The following is a 26,095-nucleotide window of genomic DNA, read 5'->3' as shown; positions in this document are numbered from 1 at the left end:
ATTCTCCAACCCCTCTCGAAGTGCTCCTGCCGTTTACGCCATCCCTCATCGCATTTCTTCTACAACATCCCCCTCAGCCAGGAAGGGGATGTGTCTGCATGGTGTTTACCGATCGATCAGTGCGAGGGCGAGGGAACGCTCTCGTGGAAAGCTGCCCGCTCGATCTGGATGGTGCAGTGATGGATTTCAAATCCATCGCTGACAGCATCCACGACGGCCGCCAACACAGCATCCCCATCTGCAGAATCCCGTACCACTACGTGCGACGTCATCACGTTGCTGCCACTGCTGACGGCCCAGACGTGCAAGTCATGAACGTCCGTGACCCCATCTACGCCGCGGATGGTGGCCTCGATTGCCGTAACGTCGAGCCCCCTCGGCACACCCTCCATGAGAATCCCCAGGCTTTCGCGAAGCAACTGCCACGTCCGCGGCAGTACCCAAAGTCCGATTGCCACAGCGACAATCGTGTCGACCCAGGTCCAGCCCGTGAAGCGGATGATGAGTGCTGCAATGATTACGCCTAGCGAGCCGAGCATGTCGCTCCAAACTTCGAGGTAGGCGCCTTTGACGTTAAGGCTCTCGTTGCTCGCAGATGCCAGAAGGCGCATCGAGATTAGGTTGATGATCAGGCCGGCGATTGCGATCCACATCATCGCCCCGGTAGCGATCTCCGCCGGCATGAAAAAGCGCTGGTAGGCCTCGTACAAGATGTACATCGCCACCAGGAAGAGCAGCACGGCGTTGAACGTCGAAGCCAGAATCTCCAGGCGCGCATAGCCGAAGGTTCTTTTCTGATCCGCCGGGCGCTTGGCTATCTGAAGTGCAATCAGTGAGATCGCCAAGGCGGCAGTATCTGTGAACATGTGGGATGCGTCAGACAGCAGCGCCAGGCTGCCGGTAATCCACGCACCGATCACTTCTGCAATCATGAAGCTGCCAGTCAAGGCGAGCGCCATGATTAGCTTCTTCTGATGCCCCTCGCGTACTGCAGCGCTGCCATGGTCATGATTTGAACCCACGTATTTCTCCTTGCGCAGGGTTGTGGTCTCGTTGGCCTTCCTGTCTGCCTATCGTTAGAGCGTCGCTTGGCCACACTGACTGCAGAATTTTGCTCCTGCGCTCAGCAACGAGCCACAGGCGGTGCAACCACTCGATAGTGGTGTTCCGCAGTTTAGACAAAAGCGTGCTGACGGATCGTTGGCCGTCCGGCACTGCCTGCAGCCCTGCAGATCTTTAATGGGGGCTGGAGTGGCATGGCGCCCGCCGTCATACACCTGGTTGCCGCCGTCGCAGCCCTGCTGCCGGCCATGGCGATCGTATTGCTCGGCCCCATGTCCCCCGCTGTGGTGCTTGCCTCCACCGTGGTTTCCACGGCCATGGTGCCCGCCCAGGATATTTTTGAAAAAGCTCATGGTATTCGCCCCTCATTGATGGGTGACATATTAACGAGCAAAAGTTGAAAAGAATGTTCTGCTCGCGAGAAAGACTTGTAAGTTAAAGTGAAAGTTCAAAATTAGCCTACGTCAAAACGAAGCCGTTTTGTTTGTGAAATTAAATTTATCTAGCTGAGCGGTGCTCTGCGTTTAATAGATGGTGTCGCCCTAATTTTTATCATAGCCTGGTCGATGGCAATTAAAACAGCAGTTATTGCATTTCTGTCAGCATTGTAATCACGAGGTCATCGTGTCGTTATCAGGCGCCGGAAATAATGCGCTCAGCGAGATTTATTTCTCTTTTGTCCCTATGCCTCACACATTCTAAGCGTCTCCAACGCCTAGGCCCTAAGGCCTCTGGCGCTCCGCACATTGCGCAATCGCTCAGCATCTGTCGATGGTTTGCCAAGCAGCTCCCGCTAACTCCACAGCTAACGCATGGATAAGCAGCCTCTCAGAGTTTGATAATGACACCTTCAAAATCCATTGTTCACACCCTGTTAAGTAAATGGATCTTTGCTATTCGCACTGCCCGACAGGAAGGCATCAGCACTAATCTGCTCATTGGGCTGGTAACTCTTTGGTTGCTGCTATTCGCGAATGCTGAGCTCTGGAGCGTGCTCTGGAAGCTGGTATTCAAAACCGATGAAGTGAACTGGCTGCTAGCAGCTAGCCTCCCAGTCATAGTATTCGCATGGGTGTTTACGGTTCTGAGCTTGCTGTCATGGGCGCGGCTGACCAAACCTTTTCTATGTCTCGTACTGATCAGCGCGGCTTTTGCGAGTTACTTCATGAATGCCTATGGCATCGTGATCGATTACACAATGTTCACCAACGTTGTGGAGACAGACGTCGCTGAGGCAACCGAGCTGCTGAATTGGAAGCTCGGTCTGTGGGTCGCAATGGTTGGGGTGTTGCCCGTCTACCTGATCTCCCGGGTTCCCCTCCGGCGCAAGCCTTGGGCCAGAGCTTTGGTCAGCAGGGTCATTGCTCTGTCGCTCGCTCTGTTGACCTTGTCTGGCATCGTGCTGAGTCAATACCAGTCATATGCCTCCTTGCTGCGCAACAATCGGGAGATCCGACTGATCCTGGTACCCACCAACTTGTTTGCGGCTGGCCATGGTTACCTGAAGCGCCAGCTGGCCACACCTAAAACGCTGACGGCCATTGGAACTGATGCGGTAGTTAATCGACAGGGGGCGGCCCGTAAACCTAGGCTGCTGGTACTGGCTGTAGGAGAGACCGCCCGCTCCGCCAACTTCTCCCTCAATGGCTACACCCGTGAAACGAACCCGGAGCTGGAAAAACGCAACGTCATCAGCTTCTCCAACGTCAGCTCCTGCGGCACCGCCACCGCAGTTTCGTTGCCATGCATGTTCCTGGATGTGGGTAAGGCCGAGTACAAAGATGGCTTGGCCAAGAGCCGAGAAGGGCTGCTCGACGTGCTTCAACGCGCAGGCATTAGTGTCATGTGGACTGACAACAACTCGGGGTGCAAAGGGGCCTGCGACAGGGTTCCCAACCACAAGGCTGCCTCTCACGCGGATCCCCAACTTTGCACCAGCGAGGAGTGTAAGGACGGGGTGCTGCTCTCGGAGATGCAAGACTTCATCAAGCGTCAAGAAGGCGATGCTGTCCTGGTGCTCCACTACAAAGGTAGCCATGGCCCGGCCTACTACAAGCGCTACCCCGCGCAATTCAAGAAATTCGCGCCGGTGTGCGAGACCAACGAGCTCGACAAATGTAAGCAGCAGGAAGTGCTCAATGCCTACGATAACTCGATCCTTTACACCGACTACGTTACAGCCGGGCTGATCGACATCCTGGCAGCGAACACCAAATTCGACACTGGGCTCCTGTACGTTTCTGACCACGGAGAATCACTGGGTGAGGGTGGGCTCTACCTGCATGGGCTGCCTTATGCGATGGCTCCTGAAGAGCAAACCAAGGTGCCATTGGTGCTTTGGATGTCCGATTCTCTTGCGAAGAGTGAAAGGCTCAACGTCGGCTGTTTGAAAGCTCAAGCAAGCTCACCTCTTAGCCACGACAACCTGTTTCACACAGTGCTCGGGATGATGAATGTCCAGACGTCCTCGTACCGCTCAGCCTTGGATTTCACTGCCCCGTGCAAGCCCTTGCCAGGAGGCTCTTACTCAGGCCTCTAAGACACGAAGTAGGATGGCCCCTCTGGGATGCCAAGTGCTTCTGCTCCCGTCCGCTTTGACAGCTATAAGAAGCTGGACTAACTACATAGCAGCACCCACCAACCCAAGCGATAAAGGAAATCTCGCATGAGCATCAAGCCAGGCCCTAAACGAACTAACGAAGATGGCACTCCGGATAAAAGGCAGCGAGTCACGCCTGAGAAGCAGAAGGACCATCCGGACCTGAAACCCCACAAGCACAAAAAGGGGGAGTAGGTTAACAAGGCAGCTCCCGACTGCGGGAGCTGCCTTTAGATGACGGCTTCAAGGGGAACTTGAAGCTATCACCACAATGCAATGTCGTACGTCAGATACAAGCGGTAGTTATCCCGGTCGCTGCTGTACGTGCTCCTGGCCACTGCATATCGAAACTCAGCCCCCACACCTTTGAAGAGCCCGTCCTGGATCACATATTTCAGGTTCGTATTGGACTCGTGCTCCCGGGCTTCCTGACCACGATAGACCCCATCCTCGCCCTTGTAGTAGCGGGTCATGAAGCTCAGTCCAGGAATTCCCATGCTAGTAAAATCGTAGTCGTACCTCGCCATCCAGGTCCGCTCTCCGGGCTGAATGAATTTGCCAACGCTAGCATTGCTGAACGAGTAGACCGTGCTTACGCTCACGTACGGAAGTGCGGTGCTGCCATCAACCTTTTGATATCCAGCACTGAACGTGTGGCCACCCAGACGATAACTGAGTAAACCGCTAAACATATCGCTATCAACTACACCATTACGGGCTGCGCCAGCATCATCACTGATAAAGTAACGTAGATCGCTAGTTAGCTTGCCTGGGCCAAGCGGCAGTGTGTAAACCAACCCGAAAAATTGTTGGCGGTAGAAATCCCGAAGTTCCCCGTAGTAGCTGCTAAAACTGAGCTGTTTGGTGAGGTCGTAGCGCATCCCCGCAAAATCAAAGTCCGTACCGCCACCTCCGGAATATCCCTGAGGAAATATATCGACGCTATCGGTAGAGTTTCGGGCTTTGAATTTGTCTAGATGCCCAGCTTGAAGGTACAACCGATCAACACCGGTGTACTCCGCTTGGGTACCTCGGAACGTTTGAGGTAGTAGTCGACCATCGTTGTAAACCAGGACGGGGATTTTGGGGAGGAGAGTGCCACCACTGACCAAAAGGTCATTCCATTTGGCCTTAGCGGTAATGCCAAGACTCGAATATTCGCTAGCTGCCCGACCATCGTCGTGGACCGGCAGAAGGCCTGTCCCCGCATGCTTAGCGCTTGAGTCGAGCCGGATTCCTGAAAGTCCCAGTGCCTCCAAACCAAAGCCTACAGGTCCTTCGGTGTAACCTGACTGTAGCTTGAGCAGAAAACCCTGCGCCCACTCTTTGCGATCTTCGCCCCCATCACGAAATCCATCATTGAAATAGTAATTTCGCAGAGCCAGCCGGCCCTCGGAGTCTTTGAAGAAGTCTGCTTCAGCAAAATTGGGGAACAAGCTAGCAATGACGCTTGCACACGCGAGTGTGCGCGATGTTGTGAGGGTGTTCATCGGAAATCTCTGCTGTGTATTGTGATTTTTGGCAGCATCAAAATGGAGCGACCCAGTACTATCCATCGCAGATTACGCAGCGTCATGCTGGACGGGATTCACTCATGCGGCGGACACTAACCCGTCGTGGAATCGGCAACAACGTTATGAGTAATACGCATGAGGCTATGCGTTTAGTTGGTAAGAAACCTCGGAGTATCTTGTGAACCTCAAACAACTCGAAGCTTTTCAAGCCATCATGACAACGGGCTCTACCATCGGAGCTGCTACCCGTATGGGCTTGTCCCAATCGGCCGTCAGCCGCTTGTTAACTCAGCTCGAAGATCACTTAGGCCTCGCGCTCTTCCTTCGACGTAAGGGCAGATTGATGGCGACTCCTGAGGCGGAAGAACTCCTTGGACAGGTGGCGGAGCTCGTAGACAACCTCCAGCGCGTACAACGCATGGCAGATGAGCTGAGACTGGGTCATTCGCGCCGGAGTCTGCTCAAGGTTGCAGTACCGACCAGCATGTCTCAACACTTGCTACCGAGGATCGTTGCCGAATTCATGCAGGGCCGTGAGGACGTCGTCGTAGAGGTCATCACCGGCGGATACGATGCGCTGGAAAGGGCCGTACTCGACAAAAGCGCTGACTTCGCTTTCGTGCGTTTGCCTACGGAACTTCAGCATTTTGAAGTGCTACCGGTACTGGAGACCGAAGGGATGTGCGTCATGCACCAAAGCCATCCACTGGCGGAGCTATCGGAGGTCAGTCTCGAAGCATTGCGGTATGAACCCCTCGTGCTTCTGGGGCGGCAAAGGAGCCTTCGATCTGAACTCGACCTGCGTTTCCGAGAGGCTGAAATTACCCCTCAAGTTCGCGTAGAGGTCCACTCGGTCAGTGCTGCTTGCGCATTCGTTGCAGAGGGTATGGGGGTCTCAATTATCAATGGTCTTTTGGCCAAAGAGTTTGGTGGCCTTCCTTTGATCGCCAAGCCGCTGAGACCTGCGCTTTGCTATCGTTTTGGCCTGATTTTCCGCAAAGACCAGCCACGCTCTTTGCTGGTTGAGAGTTTCGCGGAGCACATGCGTAACAGGCTCACAGAGGTGAATGGTTCTACGCCAACGCAATAAATTGCATAGCCCAACCCGATTTACTCATAACGTTGAGTGACTGCATCCGATTGAACTAGTGTGCGCCCTGTAGCCCTGGGCCCCTACAAAACAATAATCGAGATCGCGCACCATGAACCTACCTCATGCACCGGCGGCGCAAGCCGCGCCTGCTGGAAAAGCAGACATCCCTCGCCCGGCCAAGCAGCTCAATCCTGCGTTGATCCTGTTGAGCATTGTTTTCATGGCTCTGGCCTTCACCTACTTCGTCGATTCAGGCCAGTTCCAGCGCAAAGACATCGCTGTTGTCCCCGGTTCGTACCAGACCTTGGAAAAGGACGCCTCTCTAAGCCAGCTATTTTCCACAGAGCCGCGTGCCACAACCGATTCTGCTGCACGTCCGGTCTCCTTGGTTGAGGCTTTCATGGCCATTCCACAGGGCATCGAGAAGCGAGCCGGCCTGATCTTCATGGTTTTGTTCATCGGCGGAATGTTTGGCGTGCTGAACAAGGCCGGGGCAATCGATGCTGGTCTTGAGCGGATACTTGGCCTTACCCGGGGCAACATCTACGTGCTGGTACCCTGCTTGATGCTGGTGTTCTCGGCCGGTAGCACGTTCATGGGACTGGCCAAAGAGTTCATCCTGATCGTCCCGCTAATGGTAGCGATGGCCAATCGCCTGGGGCTGCCCAACATTGTTGGTCTGGCGATCGTGGTGATCTCGGTGAAAATCGGCTATCTGGGTTCGATTACCAACCCCGTGGCATTGGCGGTTGCCCAGCCGCTAGTGGGCGTTCCAATGTTCAGCGGGCTGAATATGCGTGTGGCAGCCTACTTGGTGTTTCTGCTGGTCGGCATTGGCTTCGTGTTAATGACTGTACGCCGACTGGGTTACGACGCCAGTGCTGAGTTTACTTTTAAGCGCACACCGCTAGCGCCACGCCACAGTCTCAACCTTCTACTGCTGGGAGCGGGCGTCGCCTTCCTGGTTTATGCCTCCAATCGCTGGCACTGGAAGTACCCAGAGTTGTCTGCGTACTACTTGGCGATGAGCATGGTGTTCAGTGTGGTGGCTGGCATCGGTGCCAGCGAGGCTGCCGGCGCATTCGTCGACGGAATGAAGAAGGTGCTAATGGCCGGCGTGCTGATCGGTCTCGCCACTGCGGTGGAGATCATCCTCAGCACTGGCCAGGTGCTCGACACTATCGTCAACAACCTTTCCAACCTGGTCAGCGATCACGGCCCTCTAGTTTCGGCGTACGGCATGTTCTTCGCACAACTCGGGCTGGATGTCCTGATCCCGTCCACGTCGGGGCAAGCAGCAGTGACCATGCCAATCTTCGGACCGTTGGGGCAATTGTCAGGTGTGAGCGCTCAGACCACTGTGTATGCCTTTTTGCTGGGCAATGGTCTAACAAACCTGATCACTCCTACCTCAAGTGGCCTACTAGTGCTGCTTGCGACCGCTCAAGTCGGATGGGGTCAATGGGCGCGATTCATCTGGCCGTTGTGCCTGGTATTCGCGGCCATCGCCATGTGCCTCCTCTCCATTGCCGTTCTGACCGGCTACTGAAATCTCGGGCCGCGTATGCGGCCCTACTGCTTTGAGTGTCAAACATGCAAATCCTCAGAAACCTGATGGTCCCGATGCGCGATGGCGTTCGGTTGGCCACCGATGTCTACCTGCCTGATGAAAGTACCGGCGTGTGGCCAGTGGTGATCGAACGCACTCCATACGACAAGAGCAAGCCCTCACGCTCGGAGAAATGCCTGAATGGTCATCACTTAGGGCGTGAAGAGATGGCCCAAGCCTTTGCCGAACATGGCTTCGTCACTGTGTTTCAGGACTGCCGCGGTCGCTACGCCTCCGAAGGCGAATTCATCAAGTACGTCAACGAAGCAGAAGACGGCTACGACACTTTGGCCTGGTTGGTCGAGCAGCCTTGGTGCAATGGGAAGGTCGGAAGCATGGGTCTTTCTTATGCAGCCCATACTCAGCTCGCTATGGCCTGCTTAAATCCTCCAGGGCTGAAGACGATGGTGCTGGACTCTGGAGGCTTCGCCAACGCTTATCAATGTGGCATCCGCCAAGGAGGCGCATTCGAGCTCAAACAGGCCACATGGGCATACAAGCAGGCCAAGGAAAGTCCGGCAGCCAAAGCCGATCCACTATTGCGCGAAGCATTGGAGCAGGAAGACATCCGGCATTGGTTCGCCCATATGCCGTGGCGTCCAGGATTTTCACCGCTGCGTCATGCGCCAGCGTATGAGGACTACCTGTTCGACCAATGGGGCCGCGGCTGTTTCGATGCCTATTGGCAACAGTTGGGCATTTGCGCCGATCACTATCGCAGCAACATTCCCGATATTCCGGTGCTGCACATGTCGAGCTGGTATGACGCCTATGTCAGCTCAACCCTGGATAACTTTGCTGCCTTCGTCGCGAACGGTAAGGCACCACAACGACTCGTGATGGGCCCTTGGCTGCATGGCGACCGCAACATTAGCCACAGCGGCGATGCCGAGTTTGGCCCAGCCGCCGCTTTCGATGGGCAAGTGGCGCAGGATTGGCTGTCCTGTCGTATTGAGTGGTTTGTAAACCATCTGCAGCTACAGATCACTGCACCAGCCCAACAGGTGCAGGTATTCATGATGGGCGGTGGTAGTGGTCGCAAGCTTCAGGACACGCGAATAGATCATGGTGGTCAGTGGCTTGATGCACAGCAGTGGCCATTACCTGGCAGCCAGCGGTTGGATCTTTATCTTCATCCTGACGGTCAGTTGAGCAAAGGGGGGCCAGCGGCAACCGATGCTGCTTGCCACTTCCTCGCCGATCCATCTAATCCAGTACCGACCATCGGCGGCGCGCTGACTTCCGGCGCTCCTGTCTTCGAAGGCGGAGCGTTTGATCAGCGAGAAACACCACGCTTCTTCGGCGCGCGCGGAGATGGCAGTGCCATCTGCCAGCGCAGCGATGTGCTGTGTTTCGAAACTGAGCCGCTTGAAGCTGACCTTGCTGTCGCCGGTCCGGTAACGATCCAGCTGTGGGTCGAGACCGACGGCTTAGACACTGACTTTACCGCTAAGGTGGTCGACGTCTATCCGCCAAGCGATGACTTCCCAGAGGGGTATGCCATGAACATTACAGACGGCATCATTCGTTGCCGATACCGGGACAGCTGGAACGATCCGAAGCCGACGGTACCTGGGGAATGTTTCAAGGTGCAGATCGAACCGTTTGCAACCTGCAACCTGTTCAAGCGCGGTCACAGCTTGCGCCTTGAGATTGCCGGCAGCAATTTCCCACGGTTCGACGTAAACCCCAACAGCGGTGAGCCGGAAGGCTGCGCGAACAAAAAAAGGACTGCTCGAAATACCGTACATATGGGGGCTAAGCGGCCCTCCAGGATTCAGCTAACGGTCGTCCAAGCACCAGCTGGTAGCTGATAGCGGTATAGAGCTATCGCTTGGCAGCAGTTCTGGACAGCTGCCGAGCGCTGTCCCTGTAAACCAGTTTTTTTACCTGTTAACCACTGTAGTTAACAGGTAAAAAAATAGGTTTACACGATGCTCACCTCTACCCGTTCGACACCAGCAAATCGCCTAGCTCTTCACGGGCCATATCCACTCGGTCCATCCTGCGATAGGGATGATCAACAGGCATTCGGATGAGGCTCTCGAACCAAGCCGGATCGAATTTGAGCACCTGCTTGTGAATGTGCTCAAGCTCACCTTTGCGAAGCTGGGACACTACAAACTCCATGCTCTCAACCAGGCCGGATTCCTCGTTATCCTTAGAGATCCGGTGGCGGATGAAACTCATCTTGAGATCGAAGTAGGGGCCTTTCATCCCAGGAAGGCTCTTCGCCTCCAGCCGGCCTTTGGTGCTGATTTCCGCCCCTGGCACTTGAGACTCTATCGCTTTCACAAGCTCAGCATTCCCACCTATCTTCTGGCCAAAGAGCCGAGTGGCGTCCGACATATAGGCGAAGATCCATGGCACGTTGCGTAGCGTCGCACCGGTATAGAGGTAGCCGCGCTCCCCTTTGTAACGCTGCAGCATGCCTCGCAAGGCTTTCTCCGAGAGCACCACCTGGGTTTCCTTCTCCAGGATGTAAACCACGCGGTCAAACTGTTCTATCAAAAGCCTGAGAATCTTCCGCGGTACGCCGTCAAAACCGGTTTTTCGGTCGGTCTTCTTGTGCTGACGGGGCTGGAAGTATGGGCAATCGTTACGGGCCTCTCCATCAAATGGAGCGATACCGCGAATGCTCTTCGTCGCGTGCTTTCCGAAGGGATTTTTTACGTTTGGGGGTAACTCATACAGCCCTACCAGCTGGACAGGGTTGTCGCATGCCGGGCACACCGCGAACTGAGCCAGCTTGCCCGCGCTTCCGGGCTGATACCACGGCTCCCTGCGGAAGGTCTCAGACTCGAACCGATCCTTGTCTATGGTTTTGCTTTCAGTGTCTTCAATGCGGAGCTTGTACACATCCATCTTTGCCAAAACCGTATCAATAGAGGGTTTATTGATCGTACCCAGCGAAGTTCGGTAGCAGGAAGGCCTATCTGCCCCTTAGGTGGTCACCCTCCGGTGGCAGGCCTTGCCAGAAGCATGGGATTACCCCGTAAGGAGTCTGTGAGCCCCAGAAACAACTAACCCCCTGGTGCGCAGTGCAGGTCTGGGACCCGCCCGAGGCGTGGAGGCTATTCTTGTAGAGAAAATAACACCTGCCACGGAACGGATCAGTTGGTAGGCAGACCAGCCGTCAGCTATGGCCCAGCACCGTCGATCAAGGCCGCTCAATCAGCAAATCGTCGTCTTCTATGGCGTCTCCAAAACTGAACCAGTCGTGCAGGCTGTAATGCACGAAGTCTTCATCCTCCGCATCGAGCATAGTGAAATTCTGCAATACCGTGACATCCGCCCCCGAAGTACAGCCCCTCGTTGAGGTTTACGAAATGCTCCAGCAATGTAAGCGTCCGGCGAACTCACCTTCCGAACTCCAGCATTAAGGGCGATGGTGTCCGCGTATTTTTAAGCGGACGCGATCACCCTCATCGCCAGGATTTCCATGCGCCAACGAAGCTCTTATCCGAAACCGTTCAAAGCCCAGGTCGTTCAGGAATGCCTGCAACCTGGCGCAACCGTGTCCAGTGTCGCCATCAACCACGGCATCAATGCCAACGTCATCCGCAAATGGCTGCCGCTCTATCGAGATCAGCCCGCAGCGGCTTCACTACCAGCTTTCGTCCCGCTAAAAGCCGCACCTAAACGGCCAGTCGAAGCGTCAGTGATCATCGAGTTGCCCGTGGCCGGGCAAGTGATCACGGTGAAATGGCCAGCCTCGGATCCCGAGGGTTGTGCGCAATTTATTCGGGCTGTGGCTCAATGATCCGCATCGATGCCATCTGGCTGGCCACCGAGCCGATGGATATGCGCGCCGGCACCGAGACGGCATTAGCCCGGGTGATTGCGGTGTTCGGTGCGGCGAAGCCGCACTGCGCTTATCTGTTCGCCAATCGCCGGGCTACCCGGATGAAAGTGCTGGTGCACGATGGCGTCGGTGTCTGGCTTGCCGCGCGGCGCCTGAACCAAGGCAAGTTCCACTGGCCCGGCATTCGCCACGGGTGCGAGGTCGAACTCGACAGCGAACAACTCCAGGCGTTGGTGCTGGGCCTGCCGTGGCAGCGCGTCGGCTCAGGCGGCGTGATCAGCATGCTGTAACCGCCGGCCATTTGGCCGGTCTACTTGTCGTCGCCCCGCGCCTGCTCTGGCACAATCGGTGGCATGACTTTCTCGCCCAACCTCGACCAGATGACCCCGGAACAGCTTCGTGCTTTGGCGGCACAGGCGTTGCAATTGCAATCCCAGGTCGAGGCGATGAGCAGGAAGATTCAGAACGATGAAATCCTCATCGAACAGTTCAAGTTCGAAATCGCCCTGCTCAAACGGCACAAGTTTGCCAAGCGCAGCGAGCAAATCAGCCCGGCGCAAAGCAGCTTGCTGGATGACCTGCTCGACACAGACCTTGAAGCTATCGAGGCCGAGCTAAAACAGCTTCTCCCAGATGCGCCACAGGCCGAACCACGGCAATCCCCGAAACGTGCGCCTTTGCCGCCGCAGTTTCCACGCACGGTGATTCGTCACGAACCCGAAAACACCCAGTGCGTCTGTGGCTGCCAACTTCAACGCATCGGCGAAGACGTCAGCGAGAAGCTGGATTACACGCCGGGCGTGTTTACCGTCGAGCAACATGTGCGGGGCAAATGGGCCTGTCGCCAGTGCGAAACCCTGATCCAGGCACCGGTGCCAGCCCAGGTTATCGACAAAGGTATCCCGACCGCAGGTTTGTTGGCCCACGTGATGGTGGCCAAGTTTGCCGATCACTTGCCGCTGTACCGGCAGGAGAAAATCTTTGGCCGCGCCGGGCTGGCAATTGCTCGCTCGACCCTGGCCCAGTGGGTCGGACAAACCGGCGTGCGGCTTCAGCCACTGGTCGATGCACTGCGTGAAGCCGTGCTGAACCAGGGCGTGATCCACGCTGATGAAACACCGGTGCAAATGCTTGCGCCAGGCGAGAAGAAAACCCACCGGGCCTATGTCTGGGCCTACAGCACGACGCCGTTTTCAGCGCTCAAAGCGGTGGTTTACGACTTCAGCCCAAGCCGTGCTGGCGAACATGCGCGCAACTTCCTAGGTGACTGGAACGGCAAGCTGGTCTGCGACGACTTCGCTGGCTACAAAGCCGGTTTCGAACAAGGCATCACTGAAATCGGCTGCATGGCCCACGCCCGGCGCAAGTTCTTTGATTTGCACGTGGCGAACAAAAGTCAGCTGGCTGAACAGGCCCTGCACTCGATCAGCGGCTTGTACGAGGTCGAACGTCAGGCGCGGGACATGAGTGATGAAGAGCGCTGGCGAGTACGACAAGAATTGGCGGTGCCGATCCTCAAAAAACTGCATGACTGGATGTTGGCTCAGCGCGACCTGGTGCCCAATGGATCAGCCACGGCCAAAGCCCTCGATTACAGCCTGAAACGCTGGGTAGCGCTGACGCGCTACCTGGATGATGGGGCTGTGCCCATCGACAACAACCAGGTCGAAAACCAGATACGGCCATGGGCACTCGGGCGCTCGAACTGGTTATTTGCGGGATCCCTGCGCAGCGGTAAGCGGGCTGCGGCAATCATGAGTTTGATCCAGTCGGCGCGCATGAATGGGCATGATCCGTATGCCTATCTAAAAGATGTGCTGACGCGGATGCCGACCCAACGGGCCAGTGAGATCGGACAGTTGCTGCCGCATCAGTGGGTGCCGGCCTGACTTACGCAAGGTGAGTTCGCCGGACGCTTACCCAGCAATTCGTTCAGCTGATCATGCAACTGACTTGTAAGCCTGGCGTGCTCTCGCTTGGTCTAAAAACGGAACATCACTTCATGCGCTTCGGGCGGGGCGCGAACTGGTCCCCAAGTTCTGCTTTTTTGAGGCATCCACTGGGTAAGCCGGCCACATGATTCGGAGGTGCAGATGTCAAGGCTCGGTAACCGACTTAGACGGTGAGACAGGCGTCGCGATCCCGGATCGAATGGCTTCGGCAGTAGGAGGGGGGGTGATCCAGTGGAGCATGAGACCAGCCAGGATGCTTGCGAGGGTGTTTACTGAGATTGTGACGAGAGCATTGCGCATTTTGGAGCGTCCGTTTCTGAAGTGGACCTCTATTTAATGCGCATAAATGGTGTGTCATTACCACCTACCAAAAAAATCGTCGCGCCCCAGAATGGGAATTCGCATTTGGCGACGATTCACGTTTATGCTCCTGCCACAGGTCGACTACAGCACAGTCAGTTGGCTAACCAGGACTCAACCACCTCGGCACCGTACTCTGCCTTCCAGGCCTTCAGAGTGCGCTGATTGCCCCCCTTCGTCTCAACGACTTCTCCGCTATGCGGGTTCTTGTAGGTTTTCACTACTCGTGGTTTCCGTGCAGGTTTTTGTGCAATAGATCCGGAATCTACGGGCTGCGGATCAATGATCTGGATCACGTGACGCAGGCTGTAGCCGTAATCGTTGAGCAGGTTGCGGAGCTTCGTTTCGAATTCCATTTCCTGCTTCAGGGCGGAATCATTCTTCAGTGCTTCCAGTTCGGCGAGCTGCGCGGCGAGCTGTTGTTCGAGAAGGCGAAATTCAGCGAGACGGGACATGAGATTCTCCAAGAAGTGGCCTGAGATTTTATCAGGCTAGACAGAAAGCGTGCTAAGTATCTTGTGGCCTAAACAGCCCTGCAATAGAGCAAAATCCAGTCCCCCCATTGGCGCTTGGGCAATCGCTTCGCGGCATTAGCAGGTGGTGATCAGCTCTGGTGTGAGGTTTTGCTTGAGTCCGGGAAGGCCGTTGCAAGGTCCATGCGTTCAGCTTCTTGAGTGATTTGAGCGAGTAACTCTGCCACTGCTCGGTTCTCTTTGAGGGCATAGCTCCCAACCAGTAATGTGATCGGATGAACTCCCAGCACTGGTGCGATGGTGTCCAGTTTCTCGATGGTCGGGACGTATCGTCCCCTTTCCAGCGTGCTGATGTAGGTACGACTGCTCACCGTCGCGAAGTCTTCTTGGGTCAGCTTTTGTTGGACTCGCATCCACTTCAGAACCCGACCGAATGCCTGTCTCAATTCCACTTTGCATCTTCCGCAAAAGGAAAGATGAGGCACCCGTGAACAGTATATGACTACAATGTATGCTGTTCATTTGAGAGGGGGTCATGATGTTTATCACCAACCGATGGGCAGAGGTGGATCGTAACCGATCCATGAACCCCACCTACCACAAGGTGGAAGCCAAAGTTACCGTGGCATCTCTGGCGAACAGTTCCATGGCAGCAGCGCTTCGTAGTCTGCTACCGATGAGGCGTGCGGCAGTCGCTCCAGGACGTGGCGCAGCCACGTATAGGGCTCTTGGCCGTTGACCTTGGCGGTTTCGACCAAGCTGTAGATCTGCGCGCTAGCCGTGGCTCCCTTGGGCGTGTCACTGAACAGCCAAGCTTTGCGCCCGATCACAAACGGCTTTATGGCCCGCTCTGCCAGGTTGTTGTCGATCGGCAGGTGGCCCGCCTCGACATACCGCTCCAGGCGGTTCCAGTTGTTTGCCAGGTAAAGCACCGCCTTGCCCAGTACGCTTTGCGGTGTCACCTGTGAGTGCGTCTTGTCGAGCCAACTTTTCAACTGCTCAAGGATCGGCAGGCTTCGTTCCTGACGACCGATGAATCGCTGTTCATCGCTGGCATCCTTGAGGTCGCGTTCGATGCCATACAGTTTGTTGATCATCGTCAGCGCAACATCGGCGCGACCGCTCTTGCCCTTAGGCTGCACCTTCTGCGCTTCGACGAATTTACGCCGGACATGCGCCATGCACGCCAGTCGTTCAACGCCCGGCTGTAGCGCCAACGCGTTGTAACCGGCGTAATCATCGGTCATCACGTAACCGCGATAGCCCTCCAGCAGGCGCAGCGGCACCTCCTGCGCGCGGCTGGTGGTGTAATCGAACAGCACGACTTGTCGATCAGGCGGGCCACTGGCCTGCACCCACATCCAGGATTGACTGGTCGGATCACGATCCGGCTCTTTGAGCACCTGCACGCGAGTTTCATCGCAATGGATCACCGGGCTTTCCAGCAGGCGGTCACGCATCAGGTTCAGCAGTGGCTGAAAGTGTTCGCTGCACTGGATGACCCAGCGGGCCAGGGTTTGCCGGGGGATCTCGATACCATGTCGGTTCAGCACCGTTTCGAAGCGGTGCAGCGGCAGGCCATCGACGTACTTGGTGGTTAGCAACATCGCCAGCACGCTGGGACTGGCCATGCTCTTTTCAATCAATTGGGCCGGCTTGTCAGCGGTGACCGGCGCGGTTTCGCAGCCACGGCAGCCATAGATTTTGCGTACGTGTTTAAGCACACGGATCTGCATCGGCACGATGTCGAGTTGTTCGCTGGTTTGCTCGCCAACCACGTGTTTGCGGCAACCACAGGCGCAAGTCAGTTCGTGCTCGGGCAAGTCATGAATGACTTCAATGCGTGGCAGGTCAGCCGACAGTGGCTTGCGTTTGCCGCGCTGCTTGCTTGGCGCAACAACTTCTTCGTCGGCATCATCAGCGGTAGGTACCCACTGACTTTCGGGTTCATTGAACAACGCCAGTTGGGGCGTGTTGGACTCGACGGTTTGCTCGGACTTGCGATTGAATAATCGGTCACGCAGCAGCTTGACCTGTTCTTTAAGGTCGACGATCTGACCTTTGTCGACCGTGCGCTCGGCCAACAACTGCGCAAGCAGTAGTTTGAGCGCGGCAGGGTCGTCAGGAAGGTTATCGGGCACTGAAATCATGGCCCGGATTATACCCGGTCAGGCGACGAAACGAGGAGTCAAAACCTGATGCGGACGGTTGCGCCAGAGATCGAAACCGTCGAGTAGCCAATTCAGTTCCTGGACGGTCAGTACGATAGCTTCGTCGGTCGCGTCGGGTGAAGTTTTGAAACGCTCGGCTTCGAGGCGCTTGAGCCAAAGGCAGAAGCCGTTGCGCTCCCAATACAACACCTTGATGCGGTTACGGGCTTTATTGAGGAAGACGAAAAGTACCGGGTCGAACACGGCGACCTTGATGTCCAGTTCGACCAGGGCAGTGAGGCCGTCGATGGACTTTCGAAAGTCCACGGGCTTGGGGTAGAGGTAGACTTTTTCGACTTTGCTGTCGGGGCGCATCATGGCGGGCTGGCTCCAGAAAGAAATCGGGAGCACAGCATCGGGAATCAGGTGGACGGTTGGAATGTGGGGATGATGGATCCCTTACGGTGGATCGCTCCTTCGCCTGGCTGGCTGAGGATCAGCAGGCTTGGCATTTCGTGGAGCAACGGCTGTCATCGCCATGGATTCACATCACGGTGACGAGGGAGCGGGGAGAGGACACGTGTGTGGAGGTCTTCTTTCTGGAGGACATGCGTGGGCTGGAGCAGTTCACGCGTTTAACCCTGAATGGTGCCGTTGAGTTATCCCTTCAGATTGTTACTCCCGGGTGGATGAACGGTAGTAGCGGGTGGGCGATGGAGCATCTGGAGGTCATTCATGAAAGCGAGGATCGTTTGTACAGGTGTTACACCGTTCAAGGCGGTCGTCGGTATTACCAGCCTAACAGCTCCGAGTGCCGTGAGTATGGCTTCTTCAAGGAACTTTACAGACGAGGATAGCTGGTGAGTCAGCTCGTGGTATCTTCGAAGTATCGTCTTGGGTCAATTGCATCCTCGGTCATTAGCTGAGCGGCTTTGACGATTGTCTGAATTAATCGATTGTTCTCCATGCGTGCTTTTTGTAGCTGTGCTTCGAGAGCATAAATTCTCGCATCACTATTTTTACGCCCGACCTTTTTGAAGTCTTTAAGATGGGTCTGAGTGGCCGTATATAAAGATCGTATTTCCTCATCTCTCCAGAGCGTTTGACGACTAACACCCGCCTGCTGGGCAAGGCCACTTTGGGTGAGCGGTTCCTGAACCCGTCCGGCCTCATATTCGGCGAGAATGGACCGCACGTGGTCCTTCCATTTTTTTTCCTGCTTCATGATGAAGCCTTCTTAGGTTTTGAGTAAGCTTCTAAGGCCGTTTTGCAGCTCGTAACCATATCCATCACAAACAGAACGTGCTGATCGAAAGCGTGAGTATTATCGAGCTCAGCCTCAATACTAGACGTGATGTCAGTTTGGTTGTCAAAAATTGCCCTCAAAATTTTCTCGTACTCGCTGAGTAAGCTCTCGATAGCGGCCTTTGCTTCCAGATCATCAGGGTTCAGGTGAAAGGATTTACATCCAGAATCTGTACCGAAGCCTCTGATACACATGAGGCCCCTGTCGCACGGACTGATATAGAGCTCACGTGTACACCCGCCCCAAGGCGTTAGGTTGAGAATGCTGAGTTTCTCGATGATCATCTCTTCGATTTGTTCGTCAGCGATTGACTCCTCCCGCCATCGGATTACTAGCCTGCCCAAAAAGTCTGGGGGAGGGTCAACGGCCAAGTATAAAGATCTCACATATTCTGCTCGCTCTTTGGCAGTACGGTAGTCATATTGACGGCTTTGGCGTGGGGTTCGCCCCATCCATAGGTCCACAGCTGTTTCAGAGGGACCAGAACGAAGAATTGCCGTGGTAACCCAACGACGGATTTGATGAGGAGTGATGGAAAAGATTTCACCGTCTTGCCCTCGTAGGTCAAGGCGCTGAAAGATTGTTTTTTTTGAGGAGTTCGAAGAGAGATAGTTGTAGAGATCGGCTCTAAATAGGGGGCGGGGGATGATCCCTAGCTCAGATATCGAGTCAAACTGGTTTTCCCAGATTACAAGTAAGTTGTCACTCAGCTTGCTAGGATAACCTTTGGCAGTGTGCTTCGCATGATAAGGTGCTTCACTTCCATCACCAGGCATTGAAAATTGTTCTTCAAAATGGCGTCGCAGGTGAAATCTGTATTTATCTTCTAAAAGGCGCTTGAGCAGTCTGATATCTATGACCAGGGATGGTACTCCCGCCCCGAATCCTCTTTGAGATAACATAAGTTCTCTGATGCTTGCCCACTCATTCCGGATGTCGAAGAGTTGCGCATGTGAAGGATTGTTTCCAGGCTTGAAAAGCCCGTCGTGAACCATTCCCTTGAGAAAGGTGCGCAGGTGATCTACAAACCATTTGCTCTTTTTTACTGACGCCTCGGAGGATTTTGTGTGTTTTGCAATGTCAATGACGGATACGCTATAACAGTTCTTTTTGTACTCATTGAGAAAATTAGACCAATCCCAATTATGCATTCGTTCATCTATCCAAATTGCGATTCGAGCGGCCGTTATTCTAGGGAGTTCAACGCTGCTGCTGTAAAATCGCCCACCACTGTAGAGCTCTTTTGGAGATACGGGGAAGCACTTACATATCTCCTCAACAAAGTAGTGATGTTCTACGGGCAGATCCAACGATGAGAGTTGATCCACCGCGCCGGGATCTAACGGATGGTTAGCGCGATAGGCTGCGAGTGCTTTATCTATAAATGAGAAACCATTGGTTTCAATGTCAAGAGCACGCTCTCTAGCATCCTGAGTGACAGCCAGCAAGTACTCGTACGCTTCGGTGAGTGGTGCGCTCCATAGGTCTGCGACGGGTACGGCGTTGGGGATGCAGTTTTTTTCTACAGGCACTCGTACGAACGTCGTGTGAGTGTTGGGATCTTGGAAAAGGCAACTCTTTGGAAGATTCGCGATCTCACCAACTCTCAAACCGAGCGCCATTCCAAAGCAGGTCGCCTCAAGTCGAATTCTATCGAAGCCCGCAGTTGGCTCCAAATGTGGGTTCTGCTTGATCAACCACCTGGCTTGTGCAATCCCTTTGTGCAAGTCAGAAGAGTATAGATTTTCTTCTCTTTGCTGAAACTCTCGTGATGTGAGTTCAAGCGCACTATGAGTCGGGTTGGGTATCCCAGTTTGCCATTTGATAAACCTATCGACGAATCGCAGCAGTACTCCATCGACCATTACGCTAAGTTGGTTGAGGAAATCAACAAATGCCTTGAGGGCATTTGCTCTATGGTAAATGGTAGAGTCTGAACGTCCATGCCTGATCGAGTCTACGGTGCGGTCGAAGACTTTGCGCGTTATGTCGCTCCACTCAATGTTTTCGCTATCCATTACTGCGGATAGATGCCTAATCGAGGCCATTCTGCCGATAATCAGCTCTGCTGACGGATGTGCCAGAATTTCTTTAACTATAAAGCAGCGCGCAAGCTTGCCAATCACTAGCGGGAGAGGGGGTTGGTCTTGATTTCGCCTGTTGAGAGGATCGAGTGATGTGAAGGGAATATTACTCGATCGATACTGCCATACCTTGCCCTCGAAATCTCCTGCTACTAATCCGTTGGCCTTGAGGTCATTAAATTGTTGCTCTGCATGTTTGTATCGGTCGTCTAAGACCATCATTGATATGCTCATTCTTTCAACTCCTTCACAGCAATGATTACTGACTTAGCGCCGTGAATTGCTGCTTCGACCTGTTGGGCCATAGCGCCAGTGGAATTGCTCCCGAGCATCTGCTGGAATTTAGTGATGTCTGCTAAAGCCCCTTCATGATTAGCATGACGGCTAGGTCTGAATTTAGGGCATGCATAGCAAGTGACCGTCGGGTGGTAAGGACATGGCTCTTCAGAATTGCATGATCCTAAGCCACTTATTGGCCTTAGCGCGGATCTGTCAGGGATTTCTTCCATGAATTTGCCGCACCACATCTGCACGGCTGCATTGATCTCCGGGCTTGCCATGTGGGTCGTATTTATGAACTCTTGCAGCTCAAGGTTGTAATGGAAGTAGTGCTTTATAGAGTTCAGATTTGAATGATCTAAAGCTTCAGCGACCTCTTCAGGGGATGCACCGGAAAGAACCATTGAAGTAGCCTTGGTCCTGCGCAGTCGGTACGCGGTGATCCGCATGAAGGGCTCTGTTTTTTGTATGGGTCGATGAGGGTCTGGTAACTGGAGTATCCAAGTGAGAGATGTTAGCGCATAACTTATTCTATGGTTGTCGAGATGTAATGTGAATGGTGTCAGCTTGGGGTTGGTGAGGAAGCGTAAAAGGCGGTTTTCGGTTGTGTACGCCGAGGGAAACAACGGCGTAGGAAGTACTGGAGTGCTTATTCCATGCCTGGCACATATCGCGTTGATTTCCTTCGATGCGGCATTGCATTGGGTCTCAGCTAAAGTGCACTGAAGTTCTACTGCCTCTGCAGTATCGTTAGCGATGTAACGTTTTACCAGGTTGCTCGGATGCCTCCTGAGCCTTGAACGTCTAATTCCTTTAACACTCGGCACCTTTACAAAGGGGCCGCCCTCATCGATCCCGAAGTCAGTAACCTGCATTAGGGCCAACTGTATAGGGCGAAGAGCCCAGTCGCGACAGAGCAAAAAAAGCGTGCGTTGGGCATGAGTGATGAGCGGATTGTTGGCAAGCTTCATCTCAATGTTCGCGAGTTGTACGCGAGTGAAAGGGCCAAAGTCATCATCTCGCATCGTGACTAAATGCCTGTTATCATGCGCCTTTACTGTAAGCTGTGATAGTTCAAGGCTGTCATGTTCGTTGAAGCCTGGGACTTCTTCATCCAAGCACCATCGATAAAATACTCGAAGAGCAACTAGCTCCTCATACCAGCTTGATGCTTTTAATCGAGTGCATTCACGTACAGCAAATGTCGATAACCTATTGCCAATAGTATCCGCGTCATTTCCCGAAAATTTATGCTGGGCCAGAAGCCGCTGGACGACAATCAGAGGCCTAAGGTCGATGTGGGTTTGGAGTCTGTCGATGAACCACCCTCTGAGTAGCCACTCAACTAACAAGTTAGAATGTAGGGGCTTGCTCCACGCAATATTCATCGGAGCACACCCGACAATCTCTACCGTTATTCTCTCAACCCACGCATCATTGTTGTGAATTGTTATAGCCTGACCGAAGGTGGATTTGACTGTGGAAGGAAAGGCATCGGCCTCGATGCCGAAGCGACATTCAATCTCGGCTACGAGTTCGGCAGGCGAAATTTTAATCATCTTCATTGCCTCGAAAATTTGAGCTGTCTGAGCTTCTGATTATTTCGCCGAGCCGATCAGATATGGCCTGTCGAGAGTAGCGCTGAACACTTTCGCTGCTGGGGCTCCATCCGCCCAGATACGCCAGAGCATCTTTTACATTAATGCTGTTGGCGCCACTTTTTTCAAACTTTTTGCGAGCTATATTTGCCCCTGTCGCCCTCAAGCCGTGCGGATGAATTCGTGTTGAAAAGTTTGGCAAGCCGAGGCTGGCTGCAACGGTACGAAGAATGGTGTTTACGGTTCGCGCAGATAGCCGTCTCCCGTCACGGGAACTCACGAATAGGGCTGTACAAGGTCTTTTTGGTTTGATCAGTTTAGGGCGATGATCGGAAATGTATTCGTTCAGAACCGCGGCTACCGATGCGGTTATGGGGACTATCCGACCGCGCGTCTTGAGACTAGCCCCGTCCAGTCTCCGCTCCCTGTTGATATCGCTTGGGCGCTTGATGCGTATTGTAGGTGAGGGACCAAGGTCAACGTCGTCGAGTTCTATGAGAACCACTTCGCCACGCCTGGCAAGTGTTTCAAGCATTACTAAGAACAGACAGTAATTGCGTGCCTGTATCTGTTTACTTTGGAATGGGTTCCTAAAGTCATCAGGACTGAGCACCCCTTTGAATAAGGCTTGTCCGCCGGAGTCAAGTGGCGTTGCTGGTAGCGGCGGTTCTGATTGATATGCAATCTTGGTGATTTTTTTTTGAAGATTTCGCAGATTCTTGGCTTTGTTTTTTTCCGCTTGGCTTTGCTCAAGTAGACCTAGTCGATTGAGCTCAACGTAGTGCTCGAAGGAGAAATCTATGAATGATTTGACAGCTTCGAGTCGTCGGGTGCATGTCGATTGGCTCGCACCCGCACCGCGTTTGGTGGAGCAGAGGCGTTCGGCCAGCGATGTCAGTTCCGCTGAGCTGAACACCGCTAGGCGCTCAAGCTTCGCTTCCAGTGGAGAACCTCGGCTGAGAGCCCACTCGTACGCGATAGCGATGTCACGTAGGTAATTTTCGACGGTATTGAGACGCGATCTGTGGAGCAAATCCTCCGCCCAGAGGTTTGCTAGGATCACTGGAACCCCCTGCACCAGCAGGTATGGCCTGAGGCCGCTGGAGGCAGTACGAATCATTCGGATCTCGCAGAAAGGGACGTCTGGCATCGGTAGCTCCAGATCTGCAACGTTTCCGAACATATACCATAAGTGCCACAACCATCCTTCAGGGATCAGTGAACCGAGTCAGGACGATGTGCATTTGACGCTGTCGTTGAAGCGGGGGCTGGCGTTGATTGATGTGCGGGTGCTGGATCACATCATCATTGGTGATGGGGAGCCGTTGTCGATGGTCGAGCATGGGTGGATTGTGGTCTGAGGGAGTACTGAGAGCCTTATAGGGTCAGTACGGGCCCTTTCGCGGGTAAACCCGCTCCTACAGGGGTAGCGTCAACTGCCAGGCTGGCGCTACCCCTGTAGGAGCGGGTTTACCCGCGAAGAGGCCGGTACAGGCTTACTTGGTCACCGTCACCTTGCTGAAATCCAGCCGCCCGAACGGGCTCACCTGGTACCCCTCGACGCCTTGGCGCAGCAAGGTCGCCGCCGTCGGGTGCGCCAGTGGCACCCACAGCGCCTGCTGCTGGATCAGTGTCTGCGCCTGCTGGTACAGCCGGCTGCGTACGCTCTGGTCGTTGGTGGTGCGCCCGGCGCTGATCAGCTGGTCGAGGCGGCTGTCGCAGAAGCGTGCGAAGTTGGTCCCTGACTCGACCGCCGCACAGGAAAACTGCGGGCTGAGGAAGTTGTCCGGGTCGCCGTTGTCGCCCGCCCAGCCCATGAACAGCAAGTCATGCTCGCCGGCCTTGGCGCGGCGGATAAGCTCGCCCCATTCGATCACGCGGATTTCAGCCTTGATACCAATCTTCGCCAAGTCGGCTTGCAGCATCTGCGCGCCAAGGCTGGGGTTGGGGTTGAGCAGGCTACCCGAGGGCCGGGTCCAGATGGTGGTACTGAAGCCTTCGGCCAGGCCGGCCTTGGCCAGCAGGGCCTTGGCTTTCTTCAGGTCCAGCGGGTAGCCGGGCAGGTCCTTGGCGTAGCTCCAGGTATTGGGCGGGTAGGGGCCATTGGCAGCCACCGCAGAGTCTTCGAACACGGCCTTGAGGTAGGCTTGCCTGTCGAAGGCCAGGTTGATCGCCTGACGCACTTCCGGCTTGTCCAGCGGCGGGTGCTGGCTGTTGATGGCCACGAAGGCAGTCATGAATGCCGGGGTGGTGGCCACCTTGAGGTTACCGTCCTGGCCCGCTTCGGCAATGTCCAACGGCTTGGGCGACAGGGCAACCTGGCACTCGCCACGCTTGAGCTTCTGCAGGCGCACGTTGGCATCGGTGGTGATGGCGAAGATCAGCGGGTCGACCGCCGGCTTGCCGGCGAAGTAGTCCGGGTTGGCGCGGTAGCGCACCACGGCGTCTTTCTGGAAACGCTGGAACACGAACGGCCCGGTGCCGATCGGTTGGTTGTTGAGCTTTTCCGGTGTGCCGGCCTTGAGCAGCTTGTCAGCGTATTCTGCGGAGTAGATCGAGGCGAAGCCCATGCTCAGGGTGGCCAGGAAGGTGGCGTCCGGGTGGCTGAGGGTGAAGCGCACGGTGTTCGGCGACGGTGCCTCGATCGCCTTGATCAGGCTGCCCAGCTGCAGCGATTGGGCATGCGGGTAGCCGCCCGGCGCAGTCTTGTGCCAGGCATGGGCCGGGTAGAGCATGCGCTGGAAGCTGAACAGCACGTCGTCGGCATTCAGCTTGCGGCTTGGCTTGAAATAGGAGGTGCTGTGAAACTTGACGTCATCGCGCAGGGTGAAGTCATACACCAGGCCGTCGGCCGATACCGTCCAGCTGGTCGCCAGGCTCGGCACCACCTTGCCTTGCGCCGCATCGAACTCCACCAGGCGGTTCATCAGCACGTCGGCGGTGGCGTTGGTGGTGGTGAGCGAATTGTACTGGACCACGTCGAAGCCTTCGGGGCTGGCCTCGCTGCAAACGCTCAGCGGAGCGGCCTGGGCAGCGCCAGCGGCGAACAGGGTGGTGAACAATAAGGAAAGTGCGGCGACACGCATGGTGGCTCCTTGGCTGTCAGTGGCCCATCTGCCAGTGCAGTCTGGAAAAGGCTTACCCTAGTGCGCCCGCCGGCAAATGACCACACCCTTTTTTGCAAATCTTGCGACGAGCGGTCGACGACTGGCGGGGCCTGCCGCTATGCTGGCCCGGCGCGTTCTGGCTAGCGGTAATGTGCATCTACTGTTGTTGCAGCCAAGTCTTTCTGGTATAAAGCAGCGCTCTTTTCTAGGGGCTCGGCCTGTCGCATAAGCGGATCCGGTCGATAAGGCCTCCAGAATCACGGCGCCCAGGCGCCAAAGACTGAGAGATTAAGCGGCCAACCCATGCCGGGTTGGGCATGTGGTTTTAGAGGGCTGAGTCATGTCGAGAGTCTGTCAAGTTACTGGTAAGGGTCCAGTAACCGGGAACAACATTTCCCACGCAAACAACAAAACCCGTCGTCGTTTCCTGCCGAACCTGCAGCACCACCGTTTCTGGGTTGAATCCGAGAAGCGTTTCGTGCGTCTGCGCGTTTCCGCCAAAGGCATGCGTATCATCGACAAGCGCGGCATCGACGCCGTTCTGGTTGACATCCGTAAAGCTGGCGCCAAGGTTTAAGGGAGAGCATCATGCGTGAATTGATCCGTCTGGTTTCGAGTGCCGGTACCGGCCACTTCTACACCACCGACAAGAACAAGCGCACCACCCCGGACAAAATCGAGATCAAGAAATATGATCCGGTTGTTCGCAAGCACGTGGTGTACAAGGAAGCCAAGATCAAGTAATTGATCGGCGACCTGAAAAAAACCCGCATCCGAAAGGAGGCGGGTTTTTTTTTGGCTGTTGCAGGGTCAGTTGAAGTCGAAGCCCTGGATCAGCAGGTCGGCACCGGCCTTGATCTGGATGCGCTCGACGTCGTACTCGCGGGTGCACATTTCGTTGGGGCCGACCACCCGGGTGCGGCCGGTAAGGGTGCGGATGGTGTCTTTGAGCGCTGGCGCGTAAGGGGTGCCGACCAGGTGGGCGAGGGTTCGCAGCACTTCTTCGTTGGTCATGGTGTTCTTCCTGTTGAAGTTGGATGGCCCGACATGGGCAGGGCCATCCTCACGCATGCCTGCGAATTGCCTGCGCTACATAGATACTGC

The 26,095-nt window shown here is 55.0% G+C and carries 25 protein-coding genes and 1 pseudogene; 12 read left to right on the top strand and 14 right to left on the bottom strand.

The features are described from left to right. Positions 1-116: 116 nt before the first annotated feature. Positions 117-1,022, bottom strand: a complete 906-nt coding sequence (locus LU682_RS28885) for a cation diffusion facilitator family transporter (protein ID WP_003253462.1) — start codon at positions 1,020-1,022, stop codon at positions 117-119. A 54-nt stretch (positions 1,023-1,076) separates the two neighbouring features. Further along, the gene (locus LU682_RS28880; protein WP_223255137.1) at positions 1,077-1,277 is read right to left on the bottom strand and encodes a zinc ribbon domain-containing protein; all 201 of its coding nucleotides are present in this window, start codon (positions 1,275-1,277) and stop codon (positions 1,077-1,079) included. Between LU682_RS28880 and LU682_RS28875 the strand changes: the two genes are divergently transcribed. Then, a complete protein-coding gene (locus LU682_RS28875) occupies positions 1,257-1,463 on the top strand; it encodes a hypothetical protein (protein WP_003253464.1) in 207 nt (68 codons plus the stop codon). The two genes, LU682_RS28880 and LU682_RS28875, sit on opposite strands and share 21 nt — an antisense overlap. Before the next feature lie 440 nt (positions 1,464-1,903). Further along, complete coding sequence (locus LU682_RS28870; RefSeq protein WP_003253466.1) at positions 1,904-3,601, top strand: phosphoethanolamine transferase; 1,698 nt, start codon at positions 1,904-1,906, stop codon at positions 3,599-3,601. A 323-nt stretch (positions 3,602-3,924) separates the two neighbouring features. Here LU682_RS28870 and LU682_RS28865 read toward each other — a convergent pair whose 3' ends face one another. Further along, on the bottom strand, positions 3,925-5,151 hold the full coding sequence (locus LU682_RS28865) for an OprD family porin (protein ID WP_009682006.1): 1,227 nt from the start codon (positions 5,149-5,151) through the stop codon (positions 3,925-3,927). 202 nt (positions 5,152-5,353) lie between these two features. Here LU682_RS28865 and LU682_RS28860 point away from each other — a divergent pair, with 202 nt between their 5' ends. From LU682_RS28860 to LU682_RS28850, 3 genes are all read left to right on the top strand, one after another. Next, positions 5,354-6,265, top strand: coding sequence for a LysR family transcriptional regulator (locus LU682_RS28860; protein WP_003253472.1), 912 nt, complete (start codon positions 5,354-5,356; stop codon positions 6,263-6,265). 112 nt (positions 6,266-6,377) lie between these two features. Continuing rightward, positions 6,378-7,817: a YfcC family protein gene (locus LU682_RS28855; RefSeq protein ID WP_003253475.1), complete on the top strand. Its 1,440-nt coding sequence runs from the start codon at positions 6,378-6,380 to the stop codon at positions 7,815-7,817. 44 nt (positions 7,818-7,861) lie between these two features. After that, positions 7,862-9,691 (top strand): CocE/NonD family hydrolase, encoded by a 1,830-nt coding sequence (locus tag LU682_RS28850; protein WP_003253477.1) that lies wholly within the window; start codon positions 7,862-7,864, stop codon positions 9,689-9,691. A 130-nt stretch (positions 9,692-9,821) separates the two neighbouring features. Here the strand turns inward: LU682_RS28850 and LU682_RS28845 are convergent, their stop codons facing one another. Beyond that, positions 9,822-10,742, bottom strand: a complete 921-nt coding sequence (locus LU682_RS28845) for a hypothetical protein (protein ID WP_003253479.1) — start codon at positions 10,740-10,742, stop codon at positions 9,822-9,824. Positions 10,743-11,319: 577 nt separating this feature from the next. Between LU682_RS28845 and tnpA the strand changes: the two genes are divergently transcribed. The 3 genes from tnpA to tnpC all read left to right on the top strand — a co-directional run bounded on the left by tnpA (position 11,320) and on the right by tnpC (position 13,571). Next, a complete protein-coding gene (tnpA, locus tag LU682_RS28840) occupies positions 11,320-11,640 on the top strand; it encodes an IS66-like element accessory protein TnpA (protein WP_078464875.1) in 321 nt (106 codons plus the stop codon). Next, the gene (gene tnpB / locus LU682_RS28835) at positions 11,637-11,972 is read left to right on the top strand and encodes an IS66 family insertion sequence element accessory protein TnpB (RefSeq protein ID WP_010792762.1); all 336 of its coding nucleotides are present in this window, start codon (positions 11,637-11,639) and stop codon (positions 11,970-11,972) included. Before tnpA ends, tnpB (LU682_RS28835) begins: the two co-directional genes overlap by 4 nt. Positions 11,973-12,035: 63 nt before the next feature. Then, on the top strand, positions 12,036-13,571 hold the full coding sequence (tnpC, locus tag LU682_RS28830; protein ID WP_261242700.1) for an IS66 family transposase: 1,536 nt from the start codon (positions 12,036-12,038) through the stop codon (positions 13,569-13,571). Positions 13,572-14,089: 518 nt separating this feature from the next. Here the strand turns inward: tnpC and LU682_RS28825 are convergent. The 4 genes from LU682_RS28825 to tnpB (LU682_RS28810) form a co-directional block, all read right to left on the bottom strand. Beyond that, positions 14,090-14,449: a histone-like nucleoid-structuring protein, MvaT/MvaU family gene (locus LU682_RS28825; RefSeq protein WP_003253484.1), complete on the bottom strand. Its 360-nt coding sequence runs from the start codon at positions 14,447-14,449 to the stop codon at positions 14,090-14,092. A gap of 149 nt (positions 14,450-14,598) precedes the next feature. After that, positions 14,599-14,919 (bottom strand): helix-turn-helix domain-containing protein, encoded by a 321-nt coding sequence (locus LU682_RS28820; protein ID WP_003253486.1) that lies wholly within the window; start codon positions 14,917-14,919, stop codon positions 14,599-14,601. 165 nt (positions 14,920-15,084) lie between these two features. Further along, positions 15,085-16,617: an IS66-like element ISPpu15 family transposase gene (locus LU682_RS28815; RefSeq protein WP_010951895.1), complete on the bottom strand. Its 1,533-nt coding sequence runs from the start codon at positions 16,615-16,617 to the stop codon at positions 15,085-15,087. A gap of 18 nt (positions 16,618-16,635) precedes the next feature. After that, positions 16,636-16,995, bottom strand: a complete 360-nt coding sequence (gene tnpB / locus LU682_RS28810) for an IS66 family insertion sequence element accessory protein TnpB (protein ID WP_009687920.1) — start codon at positions 16,993-16,995, stop codon at positions 16,636-16,638. A gap of 86 nt (positions 16,996-17,081) precedes the next feature. Between tnpB (LU682_RS28810) and LU682_RS28805 the strand changes: the two genes are divergently transcribed. Further along, a complete protein-coding gene (locus LU682_RS28805; protein WP_289175875.1) occupies positions 17,082-17,474 on the top strand; it encodes a hypothetical protein in 393 nt (130 codons plus the stop codon). An 8-nt stretch (positions 17,475-17,482) separates the two neighbouring features. Here the strand turns inward: LU682_RS28805 and LU682_RS28800 are convergent, their stop codons facing one another. The 4 genes from LU682_RS28800 to LU682_RS28785 are packed head-to-tail and all read right to left on the bottom strand — an operon-like array spanning position 17,483 to position 23,004. Next, a complete protein-coding gene (locus tag LU682_RS28800; RefSeq protein WP_003253491.1) occupies positions 17,483-17,842 on the bottom strand; it encodes a hypothetical protein in 360 nt (119 codons plus the stop codon). Further along, a complete protein-coding gene (locus tag LU682_RS28795) occupies positions 17,839-20,241 on the bottom strand; it encodes a site-specific integrase (RefSeq protein ID WP_003253492.1) in 2,403 nt (800 codons plus the stop codon). Before LU682_RS28795 ends, LU682_RS28800 begins: the two co-directional genes overlap by 4 nt. Further along, positions 20,238-21,845: a site-specific integrase gene (locus LU682_RS28790; RefSeq protein ID WP_003253494.1), complete on the bottom strand. Its 1,608-nt coding sequence runs from the start codon at positions 21,843-21,845 to the stop codon at positions 20,238-20,240. The genes LU682_RS28795 and LU682_RS28790 overlap by 4 nt, the downstream gene beginning before the upstream one ends. Then, a complete protein-coding gene (locus tag LU682_RS28785) occupies positions 21,838-23,004 on the bottom strand; it encodes a tyrosine-type recombinase/integrase (RefSeq protein ID WP_223817826.1) in 1,167 nt (388 codons plus the stop codon). The genes LU682_RS28790 and LU682_RS28785 overlap by 8 nt, the downstream gene beginning before the upstream one ends. A 76-nt stretch (positions 23,005-23,080) precedes the next feature. Between LU682_RS28785 and LU682_RS28780 the strand changes: the two are divergent. Further along, positions 23,081-23,245, top strand: a pseudogene (locus tag LU682_RS28780) (JAB domain-containing protein); the annotation flags it as partial. A gap of 135 nt (positions 23,246-23,380) precedes the next feature. On the opposite strand, the gene LU682_RS28775 reads toward LU682_RS28780, so the two are convergent. Further along, on the bottom strand, positions 23,381-24,970 hold the full coding sequence (locus LU682_RS28775; protein WP_010955788.1) for an ABC transporter substrate-binding protein: 1,590 nt from the start codon (positions 24,968-24,970) through the stop codon (positions 23,381-23,383). 361 nt (positions 24,971-25,331) lie between these two features. On the opposite strand from LU682_RS28775, the gene rpmB reads away from it, so the two are divergent. Both rpmB and rpmG read left to right on the top strand, forming a co-directional pair. After that, on the top strand, positions 25,332-25,568 hold the full coding sequence (rpmB, locus tag LU682_RS28770; RefSeq protein ID WP_003253504.1) for a 50S ribosomal protein L28: 237 nt from the start codon (positions 25,332-25,334) through the stop codon (positions 25,566-25,568). Positions 25,569-25,579: 11 nt separating this feature from the next. Further along, a complete protein-coding gene (rpmG, locus tag LU682_RS28765; RefSeq protein ID WP_003253507.1) occupies positions 25,580-25,735 on the top strand; it encodes a 50S ribosomal protein L33 in 156 nt (51 codons plus the stop codon). 66 nt (positions 25,736-25,801) lie between these two features. Here rpmG and LU682_RS28760 read toward each other — a convergent pair whose 3' ends face one another. After that, the gene (locus LU682_RS28760; RefSeq protein WP_020190325.1) at positions 25,802-26,005 is read right to left on the bottom strand and encodes a hypothetical protein; all 204 of its coding nucleotides are present in this window, start codon (positions 26,003-26,005) and stop codon (positions 25,802-25,804) included. Between the last annotated feature and the right edge of the window lie 90 nt (positions 26,006-26,095).

This window comes from Pseudomonas alloputida (assembly GCF_021283545.2).
GTDB classification, from domain to species: Bacteria; Pseudomonadota; Gammaproteobacteria; order Pseudomonadales; family Pseudomonadaceae; genus Aquipseudomonas; species Aquipseudomonas alloputida.
This window is presented reverse-complemented; position numbering and strand designations above follow the sequence as displayed.

What these genes read in the sequence shown, in the direction of transcription:
- LU682_RS28870 (WP_003253466.1), top strand. Translation starts at nt 1,904, where the DNA reads ATGACACCTTCAAAATCCATTGTTCACACCCTGTTAAGTAAATGGATC.
- rpmB (WP_003253504.1), top strand. Translation starts at nt 25,332, where the DNA reads ATGTCGAGAGTCTGTCAAGTTACTGGTAAGGGTCCAGTAACCGGGAAC.
- LU682_RS28865 (WP_009682006.1), bottom strand. Translation starts at nt 5,151, where the DNA reads ATGAACACCCTCACAACATCGCGCACACTCGCGTGTGCAAGCGTCATT.
- rpmG (WP_003253507.1), top strand. Translation starts at nt 25,580, where the DNA reads ATGCGTGAATTGATCCGTCTGGTTTCGAGTGCCGGTACCGGCCACTTC.
- LU682_RS28795 (WP_003253492.1), bottom strand. Translation starts at nt 20,241, where the DNA reads ATGAGCATATCAATGATGGTCTTAGACGACCGATACAAACATGCAGAG.
- LU682_RS28800 (WP_003253491.1), bottom strand. Translation starts at nt 17,842, where the DNA reads ATGAAGCAGGAAAAAAAATGGAAGGACCACGTGCGGTCCATTCTCGCC.
- LU682_RS28785 (WP_223817826.1), bottom strand. Translation starts at nt 23,004, where the DNA reads ATGATTCGTACTGCCTCCAGCGGCCTCAGGCCATACCTGCTGGTGCAG.
- LU682_RS28875 (WP_003253464.1), top strand. Translation starts at nt 1,257, where the DNA reads ATGGCGCCCGCCGTCATACACCTGGTTGCCGCCGTCGCAGCCCTGCTG.
- LU682_RS28850 (WP_003253477.1), top strand. Translation starts at nt 7,862, where the DNA reads ATGCAAATCCTCAGAAACCTGATGGTCCCGATGCGCGATGGCGTTCGG.
- LU682_RS28790 (WP_003253494.1), bottom strand. Translation starts at nt 21,845, where the DNA reads ATGATTAAAATTTCGCCTGCCGAACTCGTAGCCGAGATTGAATGTCGC.
- LU682_RS28825 (WP_003253484.1), bottom strand. Translation starts at nt 14,449, where the DNA reads ATGTCCCGTCTCGCTGAATTTCGCCTTCTCGAACAACAGCTCGCCGCG.
- tnpC (WP_261242700.1), top strand. Translation starts at nt 12,036, where the DNA reads ATGACTTTCTCGCCCAACCTCGACCAGATGACCCCGGAACAGCTTCGT.
- LU682_RS28855 (WP_003253475.1), top strand. Translation starts at nt 6,378, where the DNA reads ATGAACCTACCTCATGCACCGGCGGCGCAAGCCGCGCCTGCTGGAAAA.
- LU682_RS28760 (WP_020190325.1), bottom strand. Translation starts at nt 26,005, where the DNA reads ATGACCAACGAAGAAGTGCTGCGAACCCTCGCCCACCTGGTCGGCACC.
- tnpB (WP_010792762.1), top strand. Translation starts at nt 11,637, where the DNA reads ATGATCCGCATCGATGCCATCTGGCTGGCCACCGAGCCGATGGATATG.
- LU682_RS28845 (WP_003253479.1), bottom strand. Translation starts at nt 10,742, where the DNA reads ATGGATGTGTACAAGCTCCGCATTGAAGACACTGAAAGCAAAACCATA.
- tnpA (WP_078464875.1), top strand. Translation starts at nt 11,320, where the DNA reads ATGCGCCAACGAAGCTCTTATCCGAAACCGTTCAAAGCCCAGGTCGTT.
- tnpB (WP_009687920.1), bottom strand. Translation starts at nt 16,995, where the DNA reads ATGATGCGCCCCGACAGCAAAGTCGAAAAAGTCTACCTCTACCCCAAG.
- LU682_RS28815 (WP_010951895.1), bottom strand. Translation starts at nt 16,617, where the DNA reads ATGATTTCAGTGCCCGATAACCTTCCTGACGACCCTGCCGCGCTCAAA.
- LU682_RS28775 (WP_010955788.1), bottom strand. Translation starts at nt 24,970, where the DNA reads ATGCGTGTCGCCGCACTTTCCTTATTGTTCACCACCCTGTTCGCCGCT.